Source organism: Vibrio sp. B1REV9, from assembly GCF_905175395.2.
Lineage (GTDB): Bacteria > Pseudomonadota > Gammaproteobacteria > Enterobacterales > Vibrionaceae > Vibrio > Vibrio alfacsensis.
On the sequence record NZ_HG992746.1, the window covers coordinates 1,327,712 to 1,349,739 of the forward strand.

A 22,028-nucleotide genomic window follows, 5' to 3' on the forward strand; every position below is an offset into this window, starting at 1 on the left:
CTTCATAAAAAATATGTTGGGGTTAATTTTATTTAGGAGAACTTAATGCATCATGCTCGATATAATAAATTGCTGAGTAAATCACTTATCGCGTTGAGTGTTGTAAGTGTATTATCAGCGTGCAACTCCTCAGGTGGAAGTGATAGTGGTAGTACGCCACTTCCGGATACAAGCTATGCTTGCCAAACGAATGTGATAGAGCAAAGCAATCAACTTCGTACTTATCAAATCATGGTTGAAAGCTTTGTGAATGGTGATTCGTCTATCGGTCACGGTACTGGTTATGGCACAAGTCATCACAACGGTGACCTTCAAGGGATTATCGACTCGCTTGATTACATCCAAGGTTTGGGCATGAATGCAATTTGGCTCACTCCGATATTTGAGTCCGAAGCGATTGATGGGCAAGATCACTGGGCAGATCGTTTGGATGCAACGGGATACTTTGCCACGGACTATTTTAAAATTGATCCACGTTTTGGCGATTTGGAAACCGCGAGAACATTAGTCAATGAGGCACATAAGCGCGGTCTATATGTGTTTTTTGATGGCGTATTTGGTCACCACAAAGATGGATTGATCAAACCCTCTCCATCTGGTTTGCTTCCTGCCGGCGCAAATAACCCTGTCGACTACCCTGCGAGCTTAGATTTTTACAAAGAAGTTGCGACCTATTGGGTGAAAGAATTGAAAATTGATGGCTGGCGCTTGGATCAGGCATATCAAGTACCTACGGATGCTTGGACACAGATTCGTAAGGCGGTCGATGAGGCATCACAAAGTGTGACTTACATTAATACTGATGGTAAAAATGTTCACCCTTTGGGTTATATGGTCGCGGAAGTTTGGAAAGGTGAGTCGGATATTGCAAGTGAGGCGTATGGTGCTGCTGACGATCCCGCATTGTGCTCTGCATTTGATTTCCCGATGCGTTATCGGATCGTAGAAACATTAGCGGTTAATGAAAGTGGCTTGGGGGGGCGAGGTGTCGATTGGTTAGACAATGGCTACCAAACGCACCGTTTATATCCATCCCATGCACAGCCGAACTTAATGATCGGTAATCACGATTTAGTTCGTTTTGGCGATTTACTTCAACGTGGTGGGTTGGCTGATGTGAATGACGCAGAATATTGGCAACGTCACAAAGCGGCGTTTGCGTTTCAAGCCGCATACTCTGGACCTATTACGCTTTATTACGGTGATGAAATTGGTGATCAAGTTGACGGTTTCGCTGCGAAAGAAGACAACAACACCTGTGCCATTCGAGGTGTGTGTGATGACCACGTAGCTCGCAGTACTGCAAAGATTGAAGGTGTGACAGCTACATTGGATGCAAACCAAGTTGACCTGAAAAACTACGTTAAGTCTTTAATGACTATGCGTGCTGCCCACCCCGCTTTGTATCAAGGTTCTCGCGTTAACTTAGTAGCGAGTAAGGGTCGCTATGTCGATTTGAAAAAGTCTGGCACTGACCAAATCTTATTTGCTCTAAATACTAAAGAAAGTGCTAACAATGTTATTTTGACTGAAGAACAAGTTGGCAGTAATCAAGTGTTGGTGGACTTACTGACGAATGAGAAAATTACGTTAAACAATGGGCAATATCAAATCCAGATGTCTCCACTGCAAGGGCGATTTCTCAAGGTGACGTCAAACGGTCAGTAAACCATTTACCCTCAAATTGAGATAACCTAAGCCGAGTGATGTGATCTACCTCCCTACTAGATACACACTCGGCTTTTTCATGTCCTGATTAAGATGGATATAAAAAGGGAAGCATCATGCTTCCCTTTTTACGTATCACACTTTTTATGTATCGTACTTTCTGTGATCGTACTAGTTTGTGTATCGTACTAGCAGTGCCTAATTTTTTGTTACCGTTACGATTGGTGCGGCCTTATCGGCTGCATTGAAGTGGAAGTTGTAGTTTCCTGCTTCTGCAATCGTGATCTTAAGGTTTGCACTGTCGCCACCAACATCCATGGTGACTGCTGCGCCAAGCTCTACATTGCCTGCTCCACCGAAGTTGGTGTCACCCGCCCAATCCGCACTTGCGATTTTCATTTCATAGCTGCCTGCTGCTAGGTCGATATCTAACGAGTAAACATCGGCGGCTACGTAGTTGAACTTCGCGCTTGAATCTTCAGCTGGCGTATCCCAAGTGGTGATCGTGCCACGTAGGAACAGTGAAGTTTCGCCAAACGTTGGTGCATCAGCGGCCTTCGTTACGGAGATAACTGGTTTCTCAACGTTGTCATCTTGAACATGAGCTGCATTCAAGGTGAATGTGTATTTCCCCGCTTCTGCAACCGAGAGCTTACAGTCACCTTCTTTACCTAGGTCTAGTGAACCAGGAGCTTGTTCTGCGTAGCTACAGCTAATATCTACCGTTGACCAAGTTTCACCGCCAAATTTAAACGCATGCTCACCCGCTTCTAGCACTCCAGTCATCGAGTAGATGCCATTGCCGATGAAAGGCATTGCCCAATCGGATACTGGATTCCAACCATTCATACTGCCTCGAACATACACCTTGTCTTCACCATAAGGAGGAATGTTCGATACGTCTTTGTTGTCTGTATTTACTGGTAGACCTGCACCTTGGGCACCGTTTTGAGGTTGAACAAATACTGCTGTTGTTAGTGCTGGAACCGTAAAGGTTTCGCCTGAGAAGCTTGCACTCTTAACAGTCATGTCAGCTGAGTTCTTTTGAATGTCATGCAGTTCGAAGCCAGTTGCACCTTCAACGTCGAACGATTTCGTTTCTGATGTTGAGTTCACTACTGCGACGATGGCGTCGTAGTTTTTGTCTAGATCCGCACCTGCTGACGTGCCGTCATCAATAGACATGACAATCAAGCCTTCCACTTGGTCTTTACCGACGTTGCGGAAATCAACGCGGTTCATGACCTCTTGAGCGGTGTCTAAACGGAACAGTTCGCTTGAGCTACGAATAGTCAGTAGTTCTAGGAATTGTTTCTTGGTTAGTTCTATGTCAGTAGAATCTGGTTTTGCTGTGTCATCCGCTACGATGGTTTTGATCAGTTCCCAGTTTGCGCCATCTTTGTCTTCACGAGGTAGACCAACGTTCCAGTTATTATCACTACCGTCGAAGTAAACGCGGTTGTACCAGTCACCTGAATCGTAAGAGTCGCGCTGCATAGATTTAGAGCGCAGTAGCTCAGAACCCATGTGGATGAACGGAATACCTTGGCCTAACATGACAGTTGATAACGATACGGTTTGCATACGTGCGCGTTCAGCAGAAGAAATGCCCGTTGCGATTTTGTAAGCGTTGTTGTCCCAAAGCGTTTGGTTATCGTGTTTAGAAACGTAAGAGATGTTCTCAGACGGCATCTTAGTGTAGCCTGCAGGAGCACCATTGTAGTCTACGTTCTTACCAAGTTTAGTCTCGCCTTTGTAATCGAGTAGAACGAATTCTGCTAGGTTACCGGCCATACCCAAACGAACGATGTCTTGGTTGTGTAAACGGCCGTTTACTGCGTCTGCATCTGTTTTTGTTTCTTCATTGGCATACGCTGCATTACCGAAGCCTTGGTTGAAACGAAGTGGATGCTTACCTTCTGTATCCATACCGCCATCGAATGGGCTGCCACCACGAACCGCATCACGTAGACGGTCAGAGAAAGTGCCGATTTCTGTGCCTGCCATGTTTATCTGCGTTGCTTGGTCGAAGCGTGCGTTGTTTGCGACTTCACCGAAGTCCCAACCCTCGCCGTAGAACAGCGTATTAGGATCAACTTTACGCACTTGTTCTAGCGCGTACACCATCACGTCTTTTGGCTGGTGGCCCATCAAGTCGAAGCGGAAACCATCGACTTTGTAGTCATCTGCCCACACAAGTAATGAGTCAACCATCAGTTTACCCATCATCAAGTTCTCAGTTGCGGTGTTGTCACAGCAGGTTGAGTTTTCTACGCCACCCGTATTGACGTTCAGACGATGGTAGTACCCTGGGACGATCTTATCCAGAACCGACTTGTCATTTACGCCAGATGCGTTGGTGTGGTTGTACACCACGTCCATGACAAGTTTCAGATCCATTTTGTGCGTTGCTTGAACCATTTCTCGGAATTCAAGAATTCGCTTAGAGCCGTTTGGATCGGTCGCGTAACTGCCCTCAGGTACGGTGTAGTGGAATGGGTCGTAACCCCAGTTGAAACTGTCTAGCATGCGAAGATCGTTCATCAGTGCTTGAGCAGCACCAGTGGCTGGATCGTAGCTGTTTAGAACATCTTCGATCACTTTTGTATCGCTTTCGGTTTCACAAACGGATGCTTCAGGTTTGATGCCACATAGCTTACCGACGGTGTCTGTGATATCGACGCGTTTGTCTGTATTTTCATCCACAGTCGCGATATCGAAAGCTGGCAGAATGTGAAGCGTTGTTAGACCTGCGTCTTTCAATGCTTGAAGGTGAGAGACAGACTCACGCTCCACTTCTGTCAATGCGAGGTATTTGCCGTTTAATGATTCTGTACCTTTGGTGTCACTAAAGCTGAAATCACGTAGGTGTGATTCATAAAGGACATGGTCTTCGTCTTTTTTTACCGTTGGACGATCGTAATCATTCCAACCTTGTGGTTGCAGACTTGCGCTGTCTAGATCCACAACTTGTGAGTAAAGCGAGTTTTCAGAAAGGCTTAATGAATATGGGTCCGTCACAAGACGCGTTTCTACAACACCAGTGGTTGGATGATAAACGGTGACTTTGTAGTGGTAGTATTGGTTCAGGACATTGCTTTGTGTCTCTGATGCCCAAATACCGGTTTCGGGATTTTCAGTCATCTTAATCGTAGAGACTTCTTTTAAATTCTCATCGTAGATGATCAGATCGACGTTTTGTGCAGTTGGCGCCCAAAGTTTAAATGTTGCTGCATTACCCTCAACAATCGCCCCAAGTTCTTGACCGATTGCGTTACCAGCATCCGCATCTGCAAATACTGCATCAAGCACACCTGGTTTTTGAACCTCAGTCGCAGAGATAACGTCGCCATTTGCGTTGTAAGCCACCATCACGATTTGTGATTTCAGGATCGAACGTAATGTGTTGGCATCCACATCAATCCCAGCAGTTTGTAGGCTAGCAAGGTGACGGAAACGCTCTTTTAGTTCATTAGACAAGTCGCCAGCTTTTGTCAGCTCAACCGCTGTACCGCCAGTGATTTGCTTGTCGTCATCCATCTTGATGTCGTTGGTTAAGCTGTAGAAAAGCTTCATAGAATCGGCACTTGCCGCAGCTTCCCAAGCGATGGTTTCAGCGTCTAACCAATGCGCTTTTTGACCATCAATGTCGACAGGGCGATCTGCAATTGGCTCGTAGTAAAGCTCGCTGCTGCCATGGAAGCCGAATAGACCTTGAGACTCCCCCAGTTTTGTTAGCTCCACTTTAGAGTTCGCACTACCAAAGGCTTTTTCATCGCCTTTGTGTAGGATGAAGTTCATACACTCATGTGGGTCGGATGCATCTGGATTCACTTTAAGCACGTAGTAAGCGCCGTAAGTTTCGCTGATGCCTTCGAACGGGAGTGGTGCTGCCCAATCCGTACCGCCGTCAGCGATCCCCATTGCTTCTAGGTCAGTACTGGTACAGCCTTCACCATTCCAAAGGTGCAGGCCCCAACCGTCGTAATCACTGGTTGTTGAAGCCGAAGCAACATCACGTTTGTAATAGATGACAACTTCGTTCTCACCCGCTGGGTGGAGGCCTGAGCTCGGCGCGATGCCATCATCATTTGAGCTGTCACTACCACAACCATTGATTGCTGCAATAGAAAGAATTGGCAATATGGTTTTGGCGATTGTCGATAATTTAAATGTTTTATTGTCCACGTTTTCACATCCATTGTTATTGAATATAGAGGTAGATACCAAAAGAAGATGTTCAACTAGATGCTAATACACAGCGTCATCAGCAAAGTGTGAGGCAGGATGGTTTAGTTTTTTGCAAACGATAATTTTCTATTTGAATTGATTTTGTTCACAAATAAATCGGATAAATGTGTACATAGTGAGATATTCAGCCCAGTAAATGGTGTGAGATTTTATTAGGAGTAGAGAGAGGGGAGGATGCTCGGGGTGGAAAGCTCATCCTATAAACTGTGATACGTATCTATAAAATTTTCACGCATAATTATCATGAAAAATTAAGTTGTCCATAAACACAACAATCCTTGATTCGAAACGTCAACCTTTGGTTCGAAACTTCAGATTTTATAGTATCGGTCGTTATATAATAGAACGTTAGCTTTGGGTGTTATCGAACAATTAACAAAGCAAGGCACAGATTAGAATTTCAAGGCTTCTTCACAAGGGAAGTTTTTATGGGCCCTGACCTAAAAAGAGGCAATTTATGAGTAGTATGGGCATTGCCATTGCGGCAACTGGCCTTTCACTCGTCCTGATATTTGTTTGGATGATCTCGTTATCGATGCGTAAGCAACGTATTGAGTCTGAGAGGAAAGCTCGAGAACAGGCGTATCGCAGAGCGATGCAAAAAGCGCGAGAGCAGGAGAGACAGGATCGTCTGTTTAAAGCAGAAACAGGACATATCCCGACCATTTTGTTTTTGGCGAAAGAGGCGGAGCGAGAGAATGCTAAACAAGCGCTGTACTGGTATGACAAAGCGGCGAAACTGGACAATGTGACTGGTATGTATGGTGTTGTCCGAATGAGTGAGCGAATGCGAGAAGACGTCGTGTTAAAAGAGCAGGCAAACTTTTGGCGGACAGCGATTTCTGGCATGGAGGGGGATGTTGAAGCCAAATTCGCCACCGGAAAAGCGCTTGTGTTTGGTCGAGGTACAGAGCAAAACTTGACGAAAGGTGTGCAACTTATTGAAGCAGCCGCGAACGAGGGGTGCATTGCTGCCATGTTGTATATGGGTGAATGGCAATTGTCACCAGAAAACCTGTCAGGTCATAGTGCTGATGCTTTGTATTGGTTTATGAAAGCGGCAGAGCAAGACAGTGCTGATGGTAAAATCCAAGTTGGTCTATGTCATTTAAATGGTGTAGGGACTGAGATGAGCATGGTGAAAGGCTGTTACTGGTTAGAGCGAGCTGCAGAAAGTGGAAACGCAGAAGCGATGTGCCATGCCGGAGAGGCGTGGAAAGATACCAGCAAAACAGGAAATGCCATCGCCTATATTTGGCTGTTTTTGTCTGCAAATCTAGGTTACGAGCCAGCCCGAGCGTTACGAGATGAAGTGGCTGGAAACATTGGTGTTGATGTGGTTGTTGGTTTGCAATCTATTGCGAAACCATTGCAAAGGAAGCTCGCTTCCGGAATGGTAAAGAAACACTCTATCATCCGAGCGCTCAATAAGGTTTACAAGCGTGACTCTTACTTTCCTAGTACAGAAGAGTTGAGTGAGTTTTCGATGGATGTCCACCCTCAAGGTGACACTACCTTAGAGTTTGAGCCGGAATCAAATATGATGGACTCATTCGAGCAAACAGAGCCGTCGAGATAGCCATCAAAAGAAGCGCTCGATTTTACTCAGAACTTTTTATCGCCCCAACACACTCCTAAATAACGTAAAGCCTCATTCGTTTACATACAGTAAAGAGTGGGGCTTTTTGCTATCGAATTGCGCTCACTATAGCGTGCCTTATCTGAAATTCCTTTGAACTTCCCCTTGTTAAGGTATCCACGTTCATTCTCACTGAACCAAGCACTTTAAGGCTGATTGAGTATCATTTACCTGCTAGAAGGGTGCGTCCATGTTGCCGGGAAGTATGGCTGGAAATGACAATATAATGGATGAATTTTATAAAAAAGTGATCTTGACTCGATTTTAAAAATAAGTAAGAACGAAATGAATTTTATATGATTGAATGATGAAAAAGGAGGGGAATCACCCCTTGGCGTTGAATGAAAAATATGTTCAAGATGAAATATTTATTTCACTATTGTGATTATTAAATCAAATGTTATGGTTTGTGTGTTAATTGTATCTTCTAGCAATACAATATCTAATGAATTGGATTAACTATAATATTGTTAAATCTTATTTTCTATTTTTGAAACGAAAAATCTCAGTTGATTTATATTCTATTTAATTGCAGTATTGCCAAAAATTAAAGTTAGATGAATTTTTAAATATGGTCTAAAAGCCGGTTTATCTTTTTGAACATAAATTTTCGCATTAGTGCGAATTTATGTCTATTAGAGATTTGTGTATGTTGAGAATCATTAGTGCAGATAAGTTCATCTCTTCAAGGTTTATCTTGGAATACAGCAAAGTGGAATTTGCATCGTTGTTGGGTGTTTCCGTTGCTAAGATAACCAATATAGAGAATGGAAAAACATCGATTCCCCCGGTGTACGATTACGCCATTAACCATTTGCTCAGTGAACATCCCTTTAAAGACAGTGCAGTAGAGGCTTTGAGCTCTCACGAGACGCTGAATTTTGCTCGCCGTGTTGATGTTAATAGTAAAGTTCAGCGCTTGTCCTGTAAGCGCTGTGATAGTAGGCACTTACATGTCATGGCAGGAATGAGTGGTCTCTACTTTGTGGAATGTATGGATTGTAAACACACCATGTATTCATCAGGCATTGCGGTAAAACGGTATCAGCAATGGTCGAACAATGGCGTTAAGCTCGACAGTCACCAATTTGACTAGTGAGTATTACTTTATATTTACGTAAAAGCCATCAGCAGAAATGTTGATGGCTTTTTGTTTGTAGTTGATAAGTTATTAACTGAGGTTTATATATTGTTAAGTCGGGTTTATATATTGTTAACTTCAGTTTCTATAAAACAAGGTGGATAAATATTGAGTGATTGAAATCACAAAATCTTATTTCACAATAATTTAAATATAAATAACCAATAGTGTCGTCACATAATTTCTTTGCGTTTTAAATGTTTATCTAGTCCGGTATCATCGGATTGTTGAAAGGAAAGTGATGAAGATCGCGAAATTTTATTTCGAGAAAATTCAGTTTTAAATTGTGAACGTATAGTCACGAAATTTGTTTTCTGAATTTAAATTAAAAATCCAGTTTGTAATATCTGTCCATGTCGTTTTTATGGAACAAATAAGAGATATTCAAATGAAACGTTTAATTATTGGTGTTAGTAATTATATGCCAGAAGATTTCAGTTTATTATCTGAATCTTTAGATGAACAATTTAACCGCACTCTAAAACCACTAGAACACGTAGAATTAACTGACGTTGGTGCTGCAATTATTACCTCTGCAGATATCAAAGTTGGTCTGCATAAAATGATTTCAGAAACGGGTTACGGCATTCCAGTTTTTCTCGTGACCGACGAAAACCCGGTATCAGCAGAAGACTATGTCTGGTTAACCGGCGTTATTGATTTGGAAAGACAGTCGATTGAGTATTACGGTCGCCAAATCAATGAAGCTGCAACCAAATACGAGTGCCGCTTACTTCCTCCTTTCTTCAAACAATTGACGCACTATGTGGAGATGGGTAACTCTGCGTTTGACTGTCCAGGACACCAAGGTGGTCAATTCTTCAAAAAACACCCTGCAGGTAAACAGTTCTACGATTTCTTCGGTGAAAACCTATTCCGTAGTGACTTGTGTAACGCAGACGTTGATTTAGGTGACTTACTGATCCACGAAGGTTCTGCACACCAAGCTCAAGCGCACGCAGCAAAAGTGTTCAACTCAGACAAAACCTATTTCGTGCTCAACGGCACTTCTGCTTCAAACAAAGTGGTTTGTAACGCGTTAGTGACCGAGGGTGACTTGGTGATGTTTGACCGTAACAACCACAAATCAAACCACCACGGCGCATTAATCCAAGCCGGCGGTATGCCCGTTTACCTAGAAACGGCACGTAACCCTTGGGGCTTTATCGGTGGTATGGATGAGCACTGTTTTGATGAAGAATACATCCGTGCTCAAATCGCGAAAGTGTCACCAGAGCGTGCACGTGATGAACGTCCATTCCGTCTTGCGATCATCCAATTAGGTACTTACGACGGTACGATCTACAACGCACGTTATGTGATGGATAAGATTGGCCATCTTTGTGACTACATCTTATTTGACTCTGCATGGGTGGGCTACGAACAGTTCATTCCTATGATGAAAGATTGCTCTCCACTCTTGCTGGATTTGAAACCAGAAGATGCAGGTGTGATCGTAACGCAGTCTGTTCACAAGCAACAAGCTGGCTTCTCTCAAACTTCGCAAATCCACAAAAAAGACCACCATATCAAAGGTCAGGCTCGTTACTGTAACCACAAACGCTTTAATAACGCGTTTATGATGCACGCATCCACCTCGCCATTCTACGCGCTGTTCTCAGCATTGGATGTGAACGCGAAGATCCACGATGGCGAAGCGGGTCTACGCTTATGGCGTGATGCGGTTAAGACGGGTATCGAAGCACGTAAAGAAATCCTGAAAAGTTGTGAGCTGATCCGTCCGTTCATTCCAGATCAAGTCGATGGTCAACCATGGGGCAGCTACGACACTGATCTTATCGCAAGTAACAAGAAGTTCTTCATGTTTGAGCCAAACGCGAGCTGGCACAAATTCGAAGGTTACGGGGAAGGCCAGTACTTTGTTGACCCTTGTAAATTGCTACTTACCACAGCAGGTATTGCTGAAGATGGCAGCTATGCAGACTTCGGTATTCCTGCAACGTTGTTGGCTAACTTCCTACGTGAAAACGGCATCATCCCAGAGAAGTGTGACTTGAACTCTATCTTGTTCTTGCTCACGCCAGCCGAGGACATGGGTAAGATCCGTCACCTTGTCGCGCAAATTAACCGCTTCGAGAAGTTCATTCGTGATGATGCGCCGCTAAACATCGTGCTACCTCGCGTTTACGAAGCGAATAAAGAACGCTACCGCGGCTACACTATTCGTCAGCTATGTCAGGAAATGCATGACATGTACAAAGAGCTGAACGTGAAACAGCTACAAAAAGCGATGTTCCGAAGCGAATACTTCCCAACCATGGTTCACAAACCAGACGTTGCGACACGCAAATACTTCCGCGGTGAGTGTGATTACTTACCACTTAAAGAAGCGGTAGGTCGTGTCGCTGCAGAAGGCGCACTTCCTTACCCTCCAGGCATCATCTGTGTGATCACTGGTGAAGTGTGGACACAACATGTTGTCGATTACTTCTTATCGTTAGAAGAGGGTATCAACCGATTCCCAGGCTTTGCACCAGAGATCCAAGGTGTGTACCTAGAAGACGTCAATGGCCGCACCACTGCCCATTGTTATGCCCTAAAAGATTAATCTACCCGTTCGCACTGTGACTGGTTGTTGCAGTGCGAACCGTTTATTCGTGGAGAATAATTTATGAGTACTGAAACCAAAAAAATGTCGGTGGTGCAGCTAACCATTTTGACATTCATTAACATGGCTGGCTCGGGCATCATCATGCTGCCAAGTAAGTTAGCGCAAGTAGGCACGATTTCGATTTTGTCTTGGCTGATTACCGCGATGGGGTCGTTGGCTCTTGCCTATGTATTCGCAAAGTGTGGTCGCTTTAGTAAACGTGACGGTGGTATGAATGGTTATGCGTCGTACGCGTTTGGTAACTCGGGTGCATTTATGGCGGGTTGGACGTATGGTTTGTCATTGTTGATAGCCAACATTGCGATTGCAATTACTTGTGTTGGCTATGGCTCGGCTTTCTTTGAAGTGACCTTAACGCCGGTAGAAACCTGTTTGTACACCATCGCTATCCTTTGGATTTGTACATTCGCTAACTTTGGTGGTGCGAAGATCACAGGTCAAATCGGATCGTTCACGGTTTGGGGCGTCATCCTGCCTGTGTGTTCTTTAGGTATTGTGGGTTGGTTCTATTTTAGCCCAACGATGTACATCGAAGCTTGGAACCCACACCACTTACCATTTGGTGAAGCGGTGAGTGCATCTATCGCAATGACGCTATGGGCATTCCTAGGTTTAGAGTCGGCATGTGCGAACTCAGAAGCCGTAGAAAACCCAGAGAAAAACGTACCAATCGCCGTTTTGGGTGGTACGCTGATTGCGGCAGTGGTTTACATTGTTTCAACCAACATCTGTTCTGGTATCGTAGCGAACTCTGAACTTGCTGCATCGACAGCGCCATTCTCAACAGTATGGACAGTGATGCTAGGTTCTACGGCTGGTAAAGTGGTTGCGGGCATGGCAGTTCTTGCTTGTGCAGGCTCACTACTGGGTTGGCAGTTCACTATCGCATCCGTATTCAAATCATCTTCAGATGCAGGCTTCTTCCCTAAATTGTTCTCACAAGTTGATAAACGCGGCACTCCAATCAAAGGTATGGTGGCCATTACGGTTATCCAGTCGGTGCTGTCTTTGATGACCATCTCACCAACATTGAACGAGCAATTTGAATCACTGGTTAACCTAGCGGTTGTGACGAATGTTATTCCTTACATTTTATGCATGGGCGCTATCTTCATCATGCAGCAAGTAGCGCATGTGCCTGAGCGCGAAATGAAAACGACGAACATCATTGCTCTTGTCGGTTCTCTGTACAGCTTCTATGCACTGTATGGTTCTGGTTATGAAGCTATGATGTGGGGGTCAATTGTGACTTTCTTAGGCTGGAGTGCTTATGGTCTTATTGCTTCAAAGCATGAGCCTTTAGCAAACTAGTGATATTAAATAAGCCTTCCCATACGCAGTGCGGAAGGCTTTTTGTTTAACCTTTGATGCCAAAAGGAGAAAAACACGTAGCTCACAACGTGAAAACTCATTTTCGATAATTGGAGGACGAAAGATGATAAGCCAACCTGTTAAGATCGGTGAAGATACCGTCGTAGTCATTCCAAGCGTGATTCTTAATGAACTCGGGATAAAAGATGGAGACTCCTTAGAAATCGCGCTTAATAAAGACAAAATGGAAGTTAAAAAAATGGTGCTGAAAACCAGTGAACCGGACGATTCGAGCAAAGAAAGCTAGAATTGAGTTAGAGAATCTTGGTTTGTCAGATACACTACTGGTTTCGCAAATCTAGCGCTCGCCGCTGTCTTTGAACTATTGATAACAACAAGAAGAGGTCTGGTACTATGCAAGGTATCCTCTCTATACAATCGCATGTTTCTTTTGGTCACGCTGGTAACAGCAGTGCCGTTTTCCCAATGCAACGCATGGGTTTCGAAGTGTGGCCAATTCACACCGTTCAATTTTCTAACCACACTCAGTACCAAGAGGGATGGACCGGACGTGCGTTTTCTGCTGATGACATCAGCGATCTCGTTTGTGGTCTAAATAATATTGGTGCGTTAGAAAAGTGCCAAGCTGTGTTAACGGGTTATCAAGGCAGCGCAGAGCAATGCCTTGCTGTTGTTGATACGGTCACCAAGGTAAAACAAGCGAATCCAGAAGCGCTTTACGTATGTGATCCTGTGATGGGTGCGCCAGATAAAGGTTGTATCGTGGCTCCGGGCATTGCAGAAAATTTGCTAACGCGTTTGATGCCAATGGCCGATGTTATTGTGCCGAACCAGTTTGAGTTGAGCCAATTTGCTGAGATGGAAATTCATACGTTAGACGATGCAATTACAGCATGTCAGCGTGCATTAGCAAAAGGTCCGAAAGTGGTGCTTGTTAAACACCTTTACTGCCTATCTGATACCAGTTTTAACATGTTATTGGCAACGCAAGAAGGCACATATCTAGCCAAGCGCCCACATTTTGAATTTGCCAAAGCGCCAGTGGGCGTTGGTGATTTGATCTCGGCGATCTTTACCGCCGGTCTATTGAAAGGCTGGTCAGCAAAAGAAGCATTCCAGCACTGTCATGATGCTTGTTACGGTGTGTTAAACACGACTTATCAAGCTGGCGAGTGGGAGCTGCAAACCATTAAGGCTCAGCAAGAGTTTGTTGAACCAAGTGAGCATTTCCCGTTGGAAGAAGTGAATCTATTGTGTAAATAATTAAAGTAAAGGTCGGGCATGTTGCTCGACCTTTAAAATGAGATACTGACTTATTATGGGTGCTTATTGGATACACAAGATGCAAATGATGGAATATCGTTTGGTGTTGCTATAGGCAGTATTTCTCCCGATGTTCCTAGCATATATGCGGAATGTTTATCCTTGCTATTTTCAATTGTGTCCCTAGACCAATATGCATTCGCATGAGGCCATAGTGGTAATGTTCGTGCTAATTGTTCGAATTCGGCTTTAGTTGGTAAATGCCACTCTGCGTTGTTAAAGTTTTGGTTCGTTAAATATTCACACCAAGCAACGGCGGTATCAAATGGCATTACTGCGAAGCCAAAATCGTCTTCTACGGATGATAAATTTTCAAATCCCCAGCCTTGAATGAGGTTACTGGATGCAGGAGGAGTAAATGTCATGTCATTCGTTGATGCTAAGCTAATATCACCAGTAAAGACTTTGGATTGACCTAACAGTTTTTGACCATCATTTCCCCATTCTGCGATTACAGATGTGATTCCTGAGTCATGATTCTGTCTAATAGCAGTACCATCTTCTAGATAGATTAGATCATTTCCAGTCATGTCCCAGTGTATAGTGGGCTCGTCCTCTTTTCTGATTGAACCATCCGAGTACACACTGAATCCATCAAAGCTATGACTATTTGTATCTGTGTTCAATAGTACTGATGACGGGATTAACTTGAATCCTGTAGCGTCGGTTGCATTCTCAATAATGTCAATATTATGTGTATTACAAATGTTATTTATACAGGCAGACAATTTGCTATTCCCTAACTCATCCCCCCTAACATAGAGGCCTTCATTACCAAGCCTGTCGTCCTGAATAATGGAGATAATATCTTTATTTTCCACTGTCCAGTCGACATAGTTGGTTAAATCTTGTTGAGAACCATTTTCGTATAAACCTAATGCAAGAAGTTTTACTTGGTGTTTCAGAGGTATCTCATCATTGGTAGCTGAGATATCAATTTTTTCTAGTTTAGGTTCAGACATAATATCTAATGATAAGTTATATTCCTTGCCATTGATTTGAGAAACAATGTTGACTTTTGTTTGCCCAAAACCATGTGCTGTGACTTTACCATCTGAAGACACAGTTACTATATCAGGATTTAAAGATGTGAAAGTAATACTGTGCTCGTAGTCAGACAGCTTCGCATAGGTTGATTGAGTTGATTTGATCCATAAATCTGAAATTTGATAGTTATCGCCTTTGTTGATCGTTTGCATATTGTGGTTGGTTTTATTACTGAACAGTAATTCGCTTGGCTGGCCCAAAACTTGAATATGATGAAGTAAATAGGCTGGGCAAGTGGTTTGACCGTTATAGCTGGCATAAAAACTAGCCATACCCGGTGATAATGCAGACAATACACCATCATCCGATATGCTAATAATGGATGGGTCTTGAACTACCCATTGCACATTATTAGTAACTTGTTCTTTTCTATCAGAATATACTGCATAAGCAGTAAGTTGTGTTGTGCTAGATGACATCATATGCTGTTTATCACCTGTTATTAATACACCATTAAATGTTGGTTCTGTCACGTTGATAAAGAGTGAATTAGTTTCCTTATTGGTTATATTGCCATTTTCGTCTTTATAAGAGAAATGACCGATTATTGTAGTTACACCTTGATGGAATACATTCAGTTGTTTTTTATCATTGACAGTAGCAACCGTTGGATTAGAAGATGTTAAATTGAGATAATTTGAAATATTAATTTCTGAATTAGAACCATCTTCAAAATAACCTCGAGCATGCATCTGAGCCCAATTGCCTGGAGCAAAAGTAGTGCTATTCCCCTCTATATTAATCTTTGCATCAACCAACTTCGGTTCACGGATAGTGATCAACTTACAACTTTCCTTAGTATCGAAATTTACACACTGATTGACTGTGAGAACTTCGTTGGCCCAACCAGTTGGATGGGTCATAGTTCCAACTGTGATGCGACCATCGCTAGTCAATGAAAGATAACTTAGCCAGTCGTGAACCCATTCTTTATCCAGATCTTTTTGATACCAATGGGTTCGATTAGTTACATCCTTTTTGCTTCCGTCAGAATAGATTGCATATGCTTTCATTTGAGTTGTTTGCATAGGGAAAAGAGTATCTTTCCCCGCAACCTCAAGTCTGGTTAACGTAGGTTTTGGAGGCTTAGGCTTGCCTATAGAAATATCTATATGAATTTTTGGAAGTTCGAATGCAGAATAATCACTATTGGCTTGTACTAAAAGGTCTCCTGTGTAATTGCCAACCGCTAATCCTTTATTATCTTCTTGGGCATAATAGACTTTAAAAATAGACGGTAAAGCGTAACTAGAACAGGAGAAGTCTTGATTCATTGGAAGAAATTCTCCTTTACTACATGCCATTTCCTTAGTAGCCCGTAATGCAATTTCTTTCGTTTCTCCATTAGAATCCTGAAGTGAAACAGTCAACATCGTGTAGTGCTGCCATTGAGGACGCGAGGGCCACCGAGCTGTCATTATATCAGTAGGGCCCTGATTTTTGTCATAGACAGTAAAGGAATAGTCTGGCCTATCCTTGACATAAATAATCGCTGGTGTGTCTTTAGTTACCGTATTTTGCTTTGTCTCAATGTCATGATTGTTCTCTATTGAACCTGCATGAGTAAAGAACACAAATCCCATTGTCAATGGGAGTACTGATAAACATATTTTCATAATTAAACCTATGAGTTTCCGATTTTAGCTAAAATAAAGTAAACCCAATAAAACACTTTGTCTGTGGCAACATGCGCAGCTTGCAGGTAATTTTGTGCAAATGTTGCGTGTAGACTATTGACTTGGATCGAACCAATAAATTACATATCTGAGAAATCTGAATATATTTAAATCTAAATATATTTTTATATATGTCTGTATATTTTTATATATGTCTGGCTCTGTATTTCGGTTTTTGTTGATTTTTTTTCGTTATTTGATTGGTTGTGGTTTGTAATGTAAATATTATATCAGCAAGAAGATGATAGGGAATGTTTGGGATTAATTGTGAAAAATATAACGATAAAAAAATTAGTTATAAGTTCCATGTTGGTAATGATATCTAAGGCAAGTATAGCTTTCTCTAGTGAACTTGTAGCTGAAAGTGTTGTAAATATGTCTGCGAAAATAGCGCCACCAGTGTGTTATTTGGGTGTTGATTCACAGGATGGAGGAGTCCAGTTTCCCACTTTCAAGGTAGGAAGTTCTTCTAATGAAAAAATTTATACAAAGTTCAGTATCATTCTCTACGAAGAGTCTATGTATAACCCCGGTTGTAGTTCAATATTGAGCGAAAATTTAATCTCATTAAAATTTGGTGACAATAATGGCCAGTTAGATCGTCAGGGGTTTGTGGCAAAAGGGGCTGGGGGAAAACTAAGAATTGCAGTCAAGTCAATGGATGAAGAAAGTGTGGATTATAAAAGTTTTATAAATAGTGATAATAACACACTTCACTATGAACAAGATTTTATTTCAAAGGGAATACTTGGTTTTTATGCTGAAGTTAGGAATTTAGAGTTGGCAGAACCTGGTAACTATAAAGCGAAAGCAACAATAGTTTTAGAACATAAATAATGAGGTGGTAGTTGCGCTATACATTATTTTTACTATTGATATGTTTTTTTGTACATGCAGAGAGTGAGCTCCCTTTAGATACTGATTTCTTTCGAGGGAATGCTGCCTCCTCTGAAGAGTTGAGCTCTCTGATGGAGAACAAGCTTATTAATGGTGTGGAATACTTTTTTGATGTTTCAGTGAATGATAAGCCTCAAGGTTTGAGATCTTATGTGGCAAAGATTGGCCGAGGAAATAGGTTATGCTTTGATAAGTGGTGGTTGGATAAGTTAAATACAAAAATAGATTATGAATACTATGAACAAAGTTTAGATGGGTCGTGTTATGTATTAGCAGAAGACGAAAATACAAGAATTTCAACTAATTTGATGAGTCAACAGCTATTTATTCAAGTTCCACAAGAAGCATTAAAACGAAATTTTTCAGTCGTTCATGACTGGAACTATGGAACGAGTGCTTTGAAAGCCAATTATAACTTGGATGGTCTATTTTCTGAAAATGTCAATAGTATATCTTTAACTAGTTCATATAGTTTTAATGTTATGGAATGGCAAGGCGAGGGTGGGGTATCGTGTCAAAAAGATGGATGTAACATTGGATTTTCATCTATTTCTCGTCCAATAAAGGCTTGGGAAGCTGATTTGTCGTTAGGTCTAGTTCGTGGAACAAGTCGTATAGCTGGTGGAACGGGTATGTTTGGAGTGAGTATTCAATCCAACAGTTCTATGAAACCTGGTGCTAGAGGATACCACCCAGATTTTAGGGGAGTTTCAAGAACTTTCGCAACAATAAGTTTAGTTCAAAATGAGCGAATCTTGTATTCAGAGGTTGTGCCTCCTGGTCCATTTAAAATAGATAACGTAAATATATATGATAGTGGAGATATAATATTAAAAATAGAAGAGTCTGATGGACGGAAATATATCAGAACATACCCATTTACCCTACTGAGCGGGATGCTTTCCCCGGGAGAGCAAGAATTTGGCTTGAATGCAGGTTTTAAGAGCCAGAACACAGTCCATAAATCAATTGAGAACGGCGATCTGTTTTTGTCTGGTGATTATAGGTACGGATTTCCATTTGTAACAGTTGGGTCTGGGATGTTATTAAACGATAAATATACCAATATTGGGGTGTCTTATGATATGGGTTTTGGAATTGTCGGTGCATTAAATATTAAATCAAATTACAGTGTTGCTAAATATAAAAAAGGCGATGTGGAAAGCGGTTTTAAATTAGAAAGCTCTTACTATAAAAATATTAATGACAATTTTAGTTTTGGTGTTTTAGGTACACAATATATTTCTGATACTTTTAATGATTTTTCATCTTATGACTATTTAAATACAGAGCATAGAAGTTTTAAATCCGGTCTACATCGCCAAATTAGTTCAAATGTAGGGTTTAGTTATGATGAGTTAGGTAGTTTCGGGATTTCTATATGGAGTAAAAAATATTTTTCGAATAGAGAATCAAAAGGGATTAATTTTTCTTATGGTCGTTCTATTTTAGGAGGAAATTTAAGTTTAGGTGGCGAGTATGCCTATAATAATAAATTGTATGATAATAATTCATCATCTTTATCATTATATTTTTCTGTTAGCGTCCCTTTTGAATTGTTTGGGAAAAGTACGAGTTCCAATATTAGTACATCATTGAATAATGGTCGTTTTAGTACGACTAACTTAAATTTGTCTTCTTCGGTTTCACGTTCACTTGATGTGTCTTCATCTTTTGGGATTTCTTCCGAAGGGGATTTAGATAGTATAGCATCAGGCCTTTACTATAGTGGTGAAAAATTTAGAAGTAATATTGGATTGTGGAGTTCAAAATATTCAACGTCTATTTCTGGCGGTTTAAGTGGTGGCTTTCTATTATTGCCTGATGGTACTTGGTTATTTGATAAAAATAGCACTGGGACAGTCATGATTGCACATGTTTCTGATGTAGAAAATGCTTCATTTTATGGTGTGGAAAGTAAAACAAATCGGGACGGAAATGTTGTTGTCCCATTATCATCGTACTCAATGAATAACGTTATATTAAAAGGTGACTCTTTACCAATGGACTATGAGATTGTTGAATCTGAAAATAGTGTTTTCCCAGTTGACGGGGCTGTTATTTATAAGGAGTTTGAAGTTTTGAAAGTTAAAAGATATTTTTTAAGAGTAAAAGATAAAAATAGAGAAGTAATGATGGCAGGTAAATGGGCTAAAGATGGATTTGGCACCCCTCTTGGTTTTGTGGTAGATGATGGAATTGTTTCATTTTCAACTGTAAAGGATTTGAATTATATATATTTTGATGATTGTAAAGTTGATCTAAATAAGGTTTCATTGGATGGTCTTGCCCAAATAAGTGAGGTTGAGTGTGAATAAGTTAAAAATAATATTACTACAAATGTGTTTAGTGATCGTTTCATCAAATACATATGCCGCGTTAGGTTTAGATAGTTCAAGATATATATATAATAGTGATCAAGAATCAATATCCGGAATAATAAGTAACAACGCTAGTCAGGATTACGGGGCTCAGGTTTGGGTAGAATCAGATATAGAAAATGACACAAATGCTCCTAAATTTATAGCGACACCTTCATTTTTTCAGATAAAACGTAAAGGGAAACAAGTTTTTCGGTTAATGGCTGTTAATGATGCAATTACCCATAAAGTAAATAACGAACAACTTTATTGGTTAAATATTCAAGAAATTCCACCAAAGATGAATGGTAATGGCTTGGCCTTTGCGATCAGAAATCGCGTTAAATTAATATATAGACCAGAAGCTTTAACGGAAAATCGCTATAAGGCGGAGAGGGAAATAAAATTAGTTAAAGAGGGTGGGGAAACATATTTGGTAAATCCAACGCCATATATATTTGCAATTTCCACGATTGAAAATCAAGATGGGGAATCAATATCATTTAATCAAAGTAAGCAGGATGAATTATCAGTCTTTCGCCCAGGAGCGAGGGTGAAGGTTAGTTCTAAATCAAGAAAAATATTTACAATTAACGATGATGGTAATATTGAGAGTTATATTTTAAATAATGATTAACATTATAAGGTAAAGCAAATGAGAAAGAGATTTTTAAGCTGTTTTACGTTGTTGATGTTTAGTTTTATTGTTAACTCAAGTGAATTGATTGAAAATAATATTGATTTTGGTTTATTGAGTGTAAATAAGGAGAAAGAACAAGTAATAGTAGAAAAAAACATAGAAAGTGTATTATTTGAAATCAATGATAAACCTGGTAATGAAATTTCTCACCAATTCATTGTAATTAAAAGTTCGGAGTTTTTTCGTGTCATCGACATGGATACATATGAGATAAAAAAAAGTATCAAATTTAATGGGAAAGTAATTACGTATTTTATTCCTGTAAAACTGCTTGTAAATGGTAAGCCTGTTTCTAGTAGTGTTTTTCAGAGTGGAGGTGATGTAGTTATGAACCTTCCCGATAGTAAAAATATAGGAGGTATACAAGTTGTGAGTTCAGGAAGAATGAAAATAGTAATGCCTGAAAGAGTTGTGGGTGAAATTAATGCCACAATAAGATTTGAAGTTTGGAGTTGAGTGGCAATTAAGTAGTTAATATCAAAGTGTTTTTATTGCTAATTTTTAATGTATTATTTAAGGTTGTATATGAATAAAAATTTACTTGCTCTAGCGCTATTATCCTCTCTAGCGATAGGTCGTTGTTATGCGAACGTAACACCTTGGGGGGTTGACTTTGAGTTTTCTGGGACGGTGGAACAAACTCAACCCGAATGGGAATTTTCAGTCACACCAGATGTTGCTGCATTAAAGCAGATTCGCCTTGAATTAGACAAGGGGGTTATAGAGGGGCATAACATCAAATTTGATCTTAACGATGTTATAGGTGATAAATTTTCTACTGGCGACCATCATTTGATGCCTATTTTGGCTGGTGGTTGGCATGCACAAAAAGGGGTCTACAAGGAAGGTGGTTATACGGGGATGACTCCACGGATTGAAATAATGAGTAAGACGGGAAATATTGTGGTTTCTGTCCATGACAATGCCTATATGTCTAGTGGCGATATTGTAGTTGACGCGTTAGCTTCGAGTGATGGTAAAGACTATTCAATGCATGGTGATTTAGCTTTCAAGTTTGAAACGTTTGTTGGTGCTGTGTATGAGTCGCAAGGTAAAAGTCATATTGTTGGTTTTTTTGCAGGAGAAGAAAACTCCGTTTATGAGAAGGCTATGACAGATCTTGTTAGTCATAAAATTTTAGAGTTTCCAGCATTTAATAAGTTATTTCCTGCGACAACGGCTGGTATCGGTGTAGGGTTTAGTTTTCAAGATATTACCTCACTGAATACTCCTATAGCTTCGGTTGGAGCGCTTGTTGATAGTGTTACGTATATTCATGCACCAACGCTTAAATTTCCACTACAAAGCAGCATGCGTTTTTGGAAAGCTTCGATTCCAATTACTATTACTATGGTTTGATTT

Annotated in this window: 14 protein-coding genes; 12 read left to right on the forward strand and 2 right to left on the reverse strand. The window is 41.0% G+C overall.

All coding sequences use genetic code 11. The features are described from left to right. Positions 1-45 precede the first annotated feature (45 nt). Positions 46-1,668 carry an alpha-amylase family glycosyl hydrolase gene (locus KHN78_RS20010; RefSeq protein WP_211918440.1) on the forward strand — a complete coding sequence of 541 codons (1,623 nt, stop codon included), beginning with the start codon at positions 46-48 and terminating at the stop codon, positions 1,666-1,668. Between the two features lie 198 nt (positions 1,669-1,866). Here KHN78_RS20010 and pulA read toward each other — a convergent pair whose 3' ends face one another. Continuing rightward, positions 1,867-5,856 (reverse strand): pullulanase-type alpha-1,6-glucosidase, encoded by a 3,990-nt coding sequence (gene pulA, locus KHN78_RS20015; protein ID WP_211918442.1) that lies wholly within the window; start codon positions 5,854-5,856, stop codon positions 1,867-1,869. Between the two features lie 520 nt (positions 5,857-6,376). On the opposite strand from pulA, the gene KHN78_RS20020 reads away from it, so the two are divergent. From KHN78_RS20020 to pdxY, 6 genes are all read left to right on the forward strand, one after another. Further along, complete coding sequence (locus KHN78_RS20020) at positions 6,377-7,498, forward strand: tetratricopeptide repeat protein (protein ID WP_211918444.1); 1,122 nt, start codon at positions 6,377-6,379, stop codon at positions 7,496-7,498. A 709-nt stretch (positions 7,499-8,207) separates the two neighbouring features. After that, positions 8,208-8,654: a helix-turn-helix domain-containing protein gene (locus KHN78_RS20025; protein WP_128813399.1), complete on the forward strand. Its 447-nt coding sequence runs from the start codon at positions 8,208-8,210 to the stop codon at positions 8,652-8,654. A gap of 433 nt (positions 8,655-9,087) precedes the next feature. Continuing rightward, positions 9,088-11,268, forward strand: a complete 2,181-nt coding sequence (speF, locus tag KHN78_RS20030; RefSeq protein ID WP_211918446.1) for an ornithine decarboxylase SpeF — start codon at positions 9,088-9,090, stop codon at positions 11,266-11,268. A 63-nt stretch (positions 11,269-11,331) separates the two neighbouring features. After that, complete coding sequence (potE, locus tag KHN78_RS20035; protein WP_128813397.1) at positions 11,332-12,642, forward strand: putrescine-ornithine antiporter; 1,311 nt, start codon at positions 11,332-11,334, stop codon at positions 12,640-12,642. Between the two features lie 124 nt (positions 12,643-12,766). Further along, positions 12,767-12,949, forward strand: a complete 183-nt coding sequence (locus KHN78_RS20040) for an AbrB/MazE/SpoVT family DNA-binding domain-containing protein (RefSeq protein WP_128813396.1) — start codon at positions 12,767-12,769, stop codon at positions 12,947-12,949. Between the two features lie 107 nt (positions 12,950-13,056). Beyond that, a complete protein-coding gene (gene pdxY / locus KHN78_RS20045; RefSeq protein ID WP_211918448.1) occupies positions 13,057-13,926 on the forward strand; it encodes a pyridoxal kinase PdxY in 870 nt (289 codons plus the stop codon). 53 nt (positions 13,927-13,979) lie between these two features. On the opposite strand, the gene KHN78_RS20050 is transcribed toward pdxY, so the two are convergent. Continuing rightward, complete coding sequence (locus tag KHN78_RS20050; protein ID WP_211918450.1) at positions 13,980-16,649, reverse strand: Ig-like domain-containing protein; 2,670 nt, start codon at positions 16,647-16,649, stop codon at positions 13,980-13,982. A gap of 327 nt (positions 16,650-16,976) precedes the next feature. Here KHN78_RS20050 and KHN78_RS20055 point away from each other — a divergent pair, with 327 nt between their 5' ends. From KHN78_RS20055 to KHN78_RS20075, 5 genes are all read left to right on the forward strand, one after another. Then, a complete protein-coding gene (locus tag KHN78_RS20055) occupies positions 16,977-17,546 on the forward strand; it encodes a type 1 fimbrial protein (RefSeq protein ID WP_211918452.1) in 570 nt (189 codons plus the stop codon). A gap of 11 nt (positions 17,547-17,557) precedes the next feature. Beyond that, positions 17,558-19,924: a fimbria/pilus outer membrane usher protein gene (locus KHN78_RS20060; RefSeq protein WP_211918454.1), complete on the forward strand. Its 2,367-nt coding sequence runs from the start codon at positions 17,558-17,560 to the stop codon at positions 19,922-19,924. Then, the gene (locus KHN78_RS20065; protein WP_211918456.1) at positions 19,917-20,603 is read left to right on the forward strand and encodes a fimbria/pilus periplasmic chaperone; all 687 of its coding nucleotides are present in this window, start codon (positions 19,917-19,919) and stop codon (positions 20,601-20,603) included. The genes KHN78_RS20060 and KHN78_RS20065 overlap by 8 nt, the downstream gene beginning before the upstream one ends. A gap of 18 nt (positions 20,604-20,621) precedes the next feature. Next, a complete protein-coding gene (locus KHN78_RS20070; protein ID WP_211918458.1) occupies positions 20,622-21,122 on the forward strand; it encodes a DUF5462 family protein in 501 nt (166 codons plus the stop codon). Positions 21,123-21,191: 69 nt separating this feature from the next. Continuing rightward, positions 21,192-22,025 carry a hypothetical protein gene (locus KHN78_RS20075; protein WP_211918460.1) on the forward strand — a complete coding sequence of 278 codons (834 nt, stop codon included), beginning with the start codon at positions 21,192-21,194 and terminating at the stop codon, positions 22,023-22,025. The last annotated feature ends 3 nt before the right edge of the window (positions 22,026-22,028 follow it).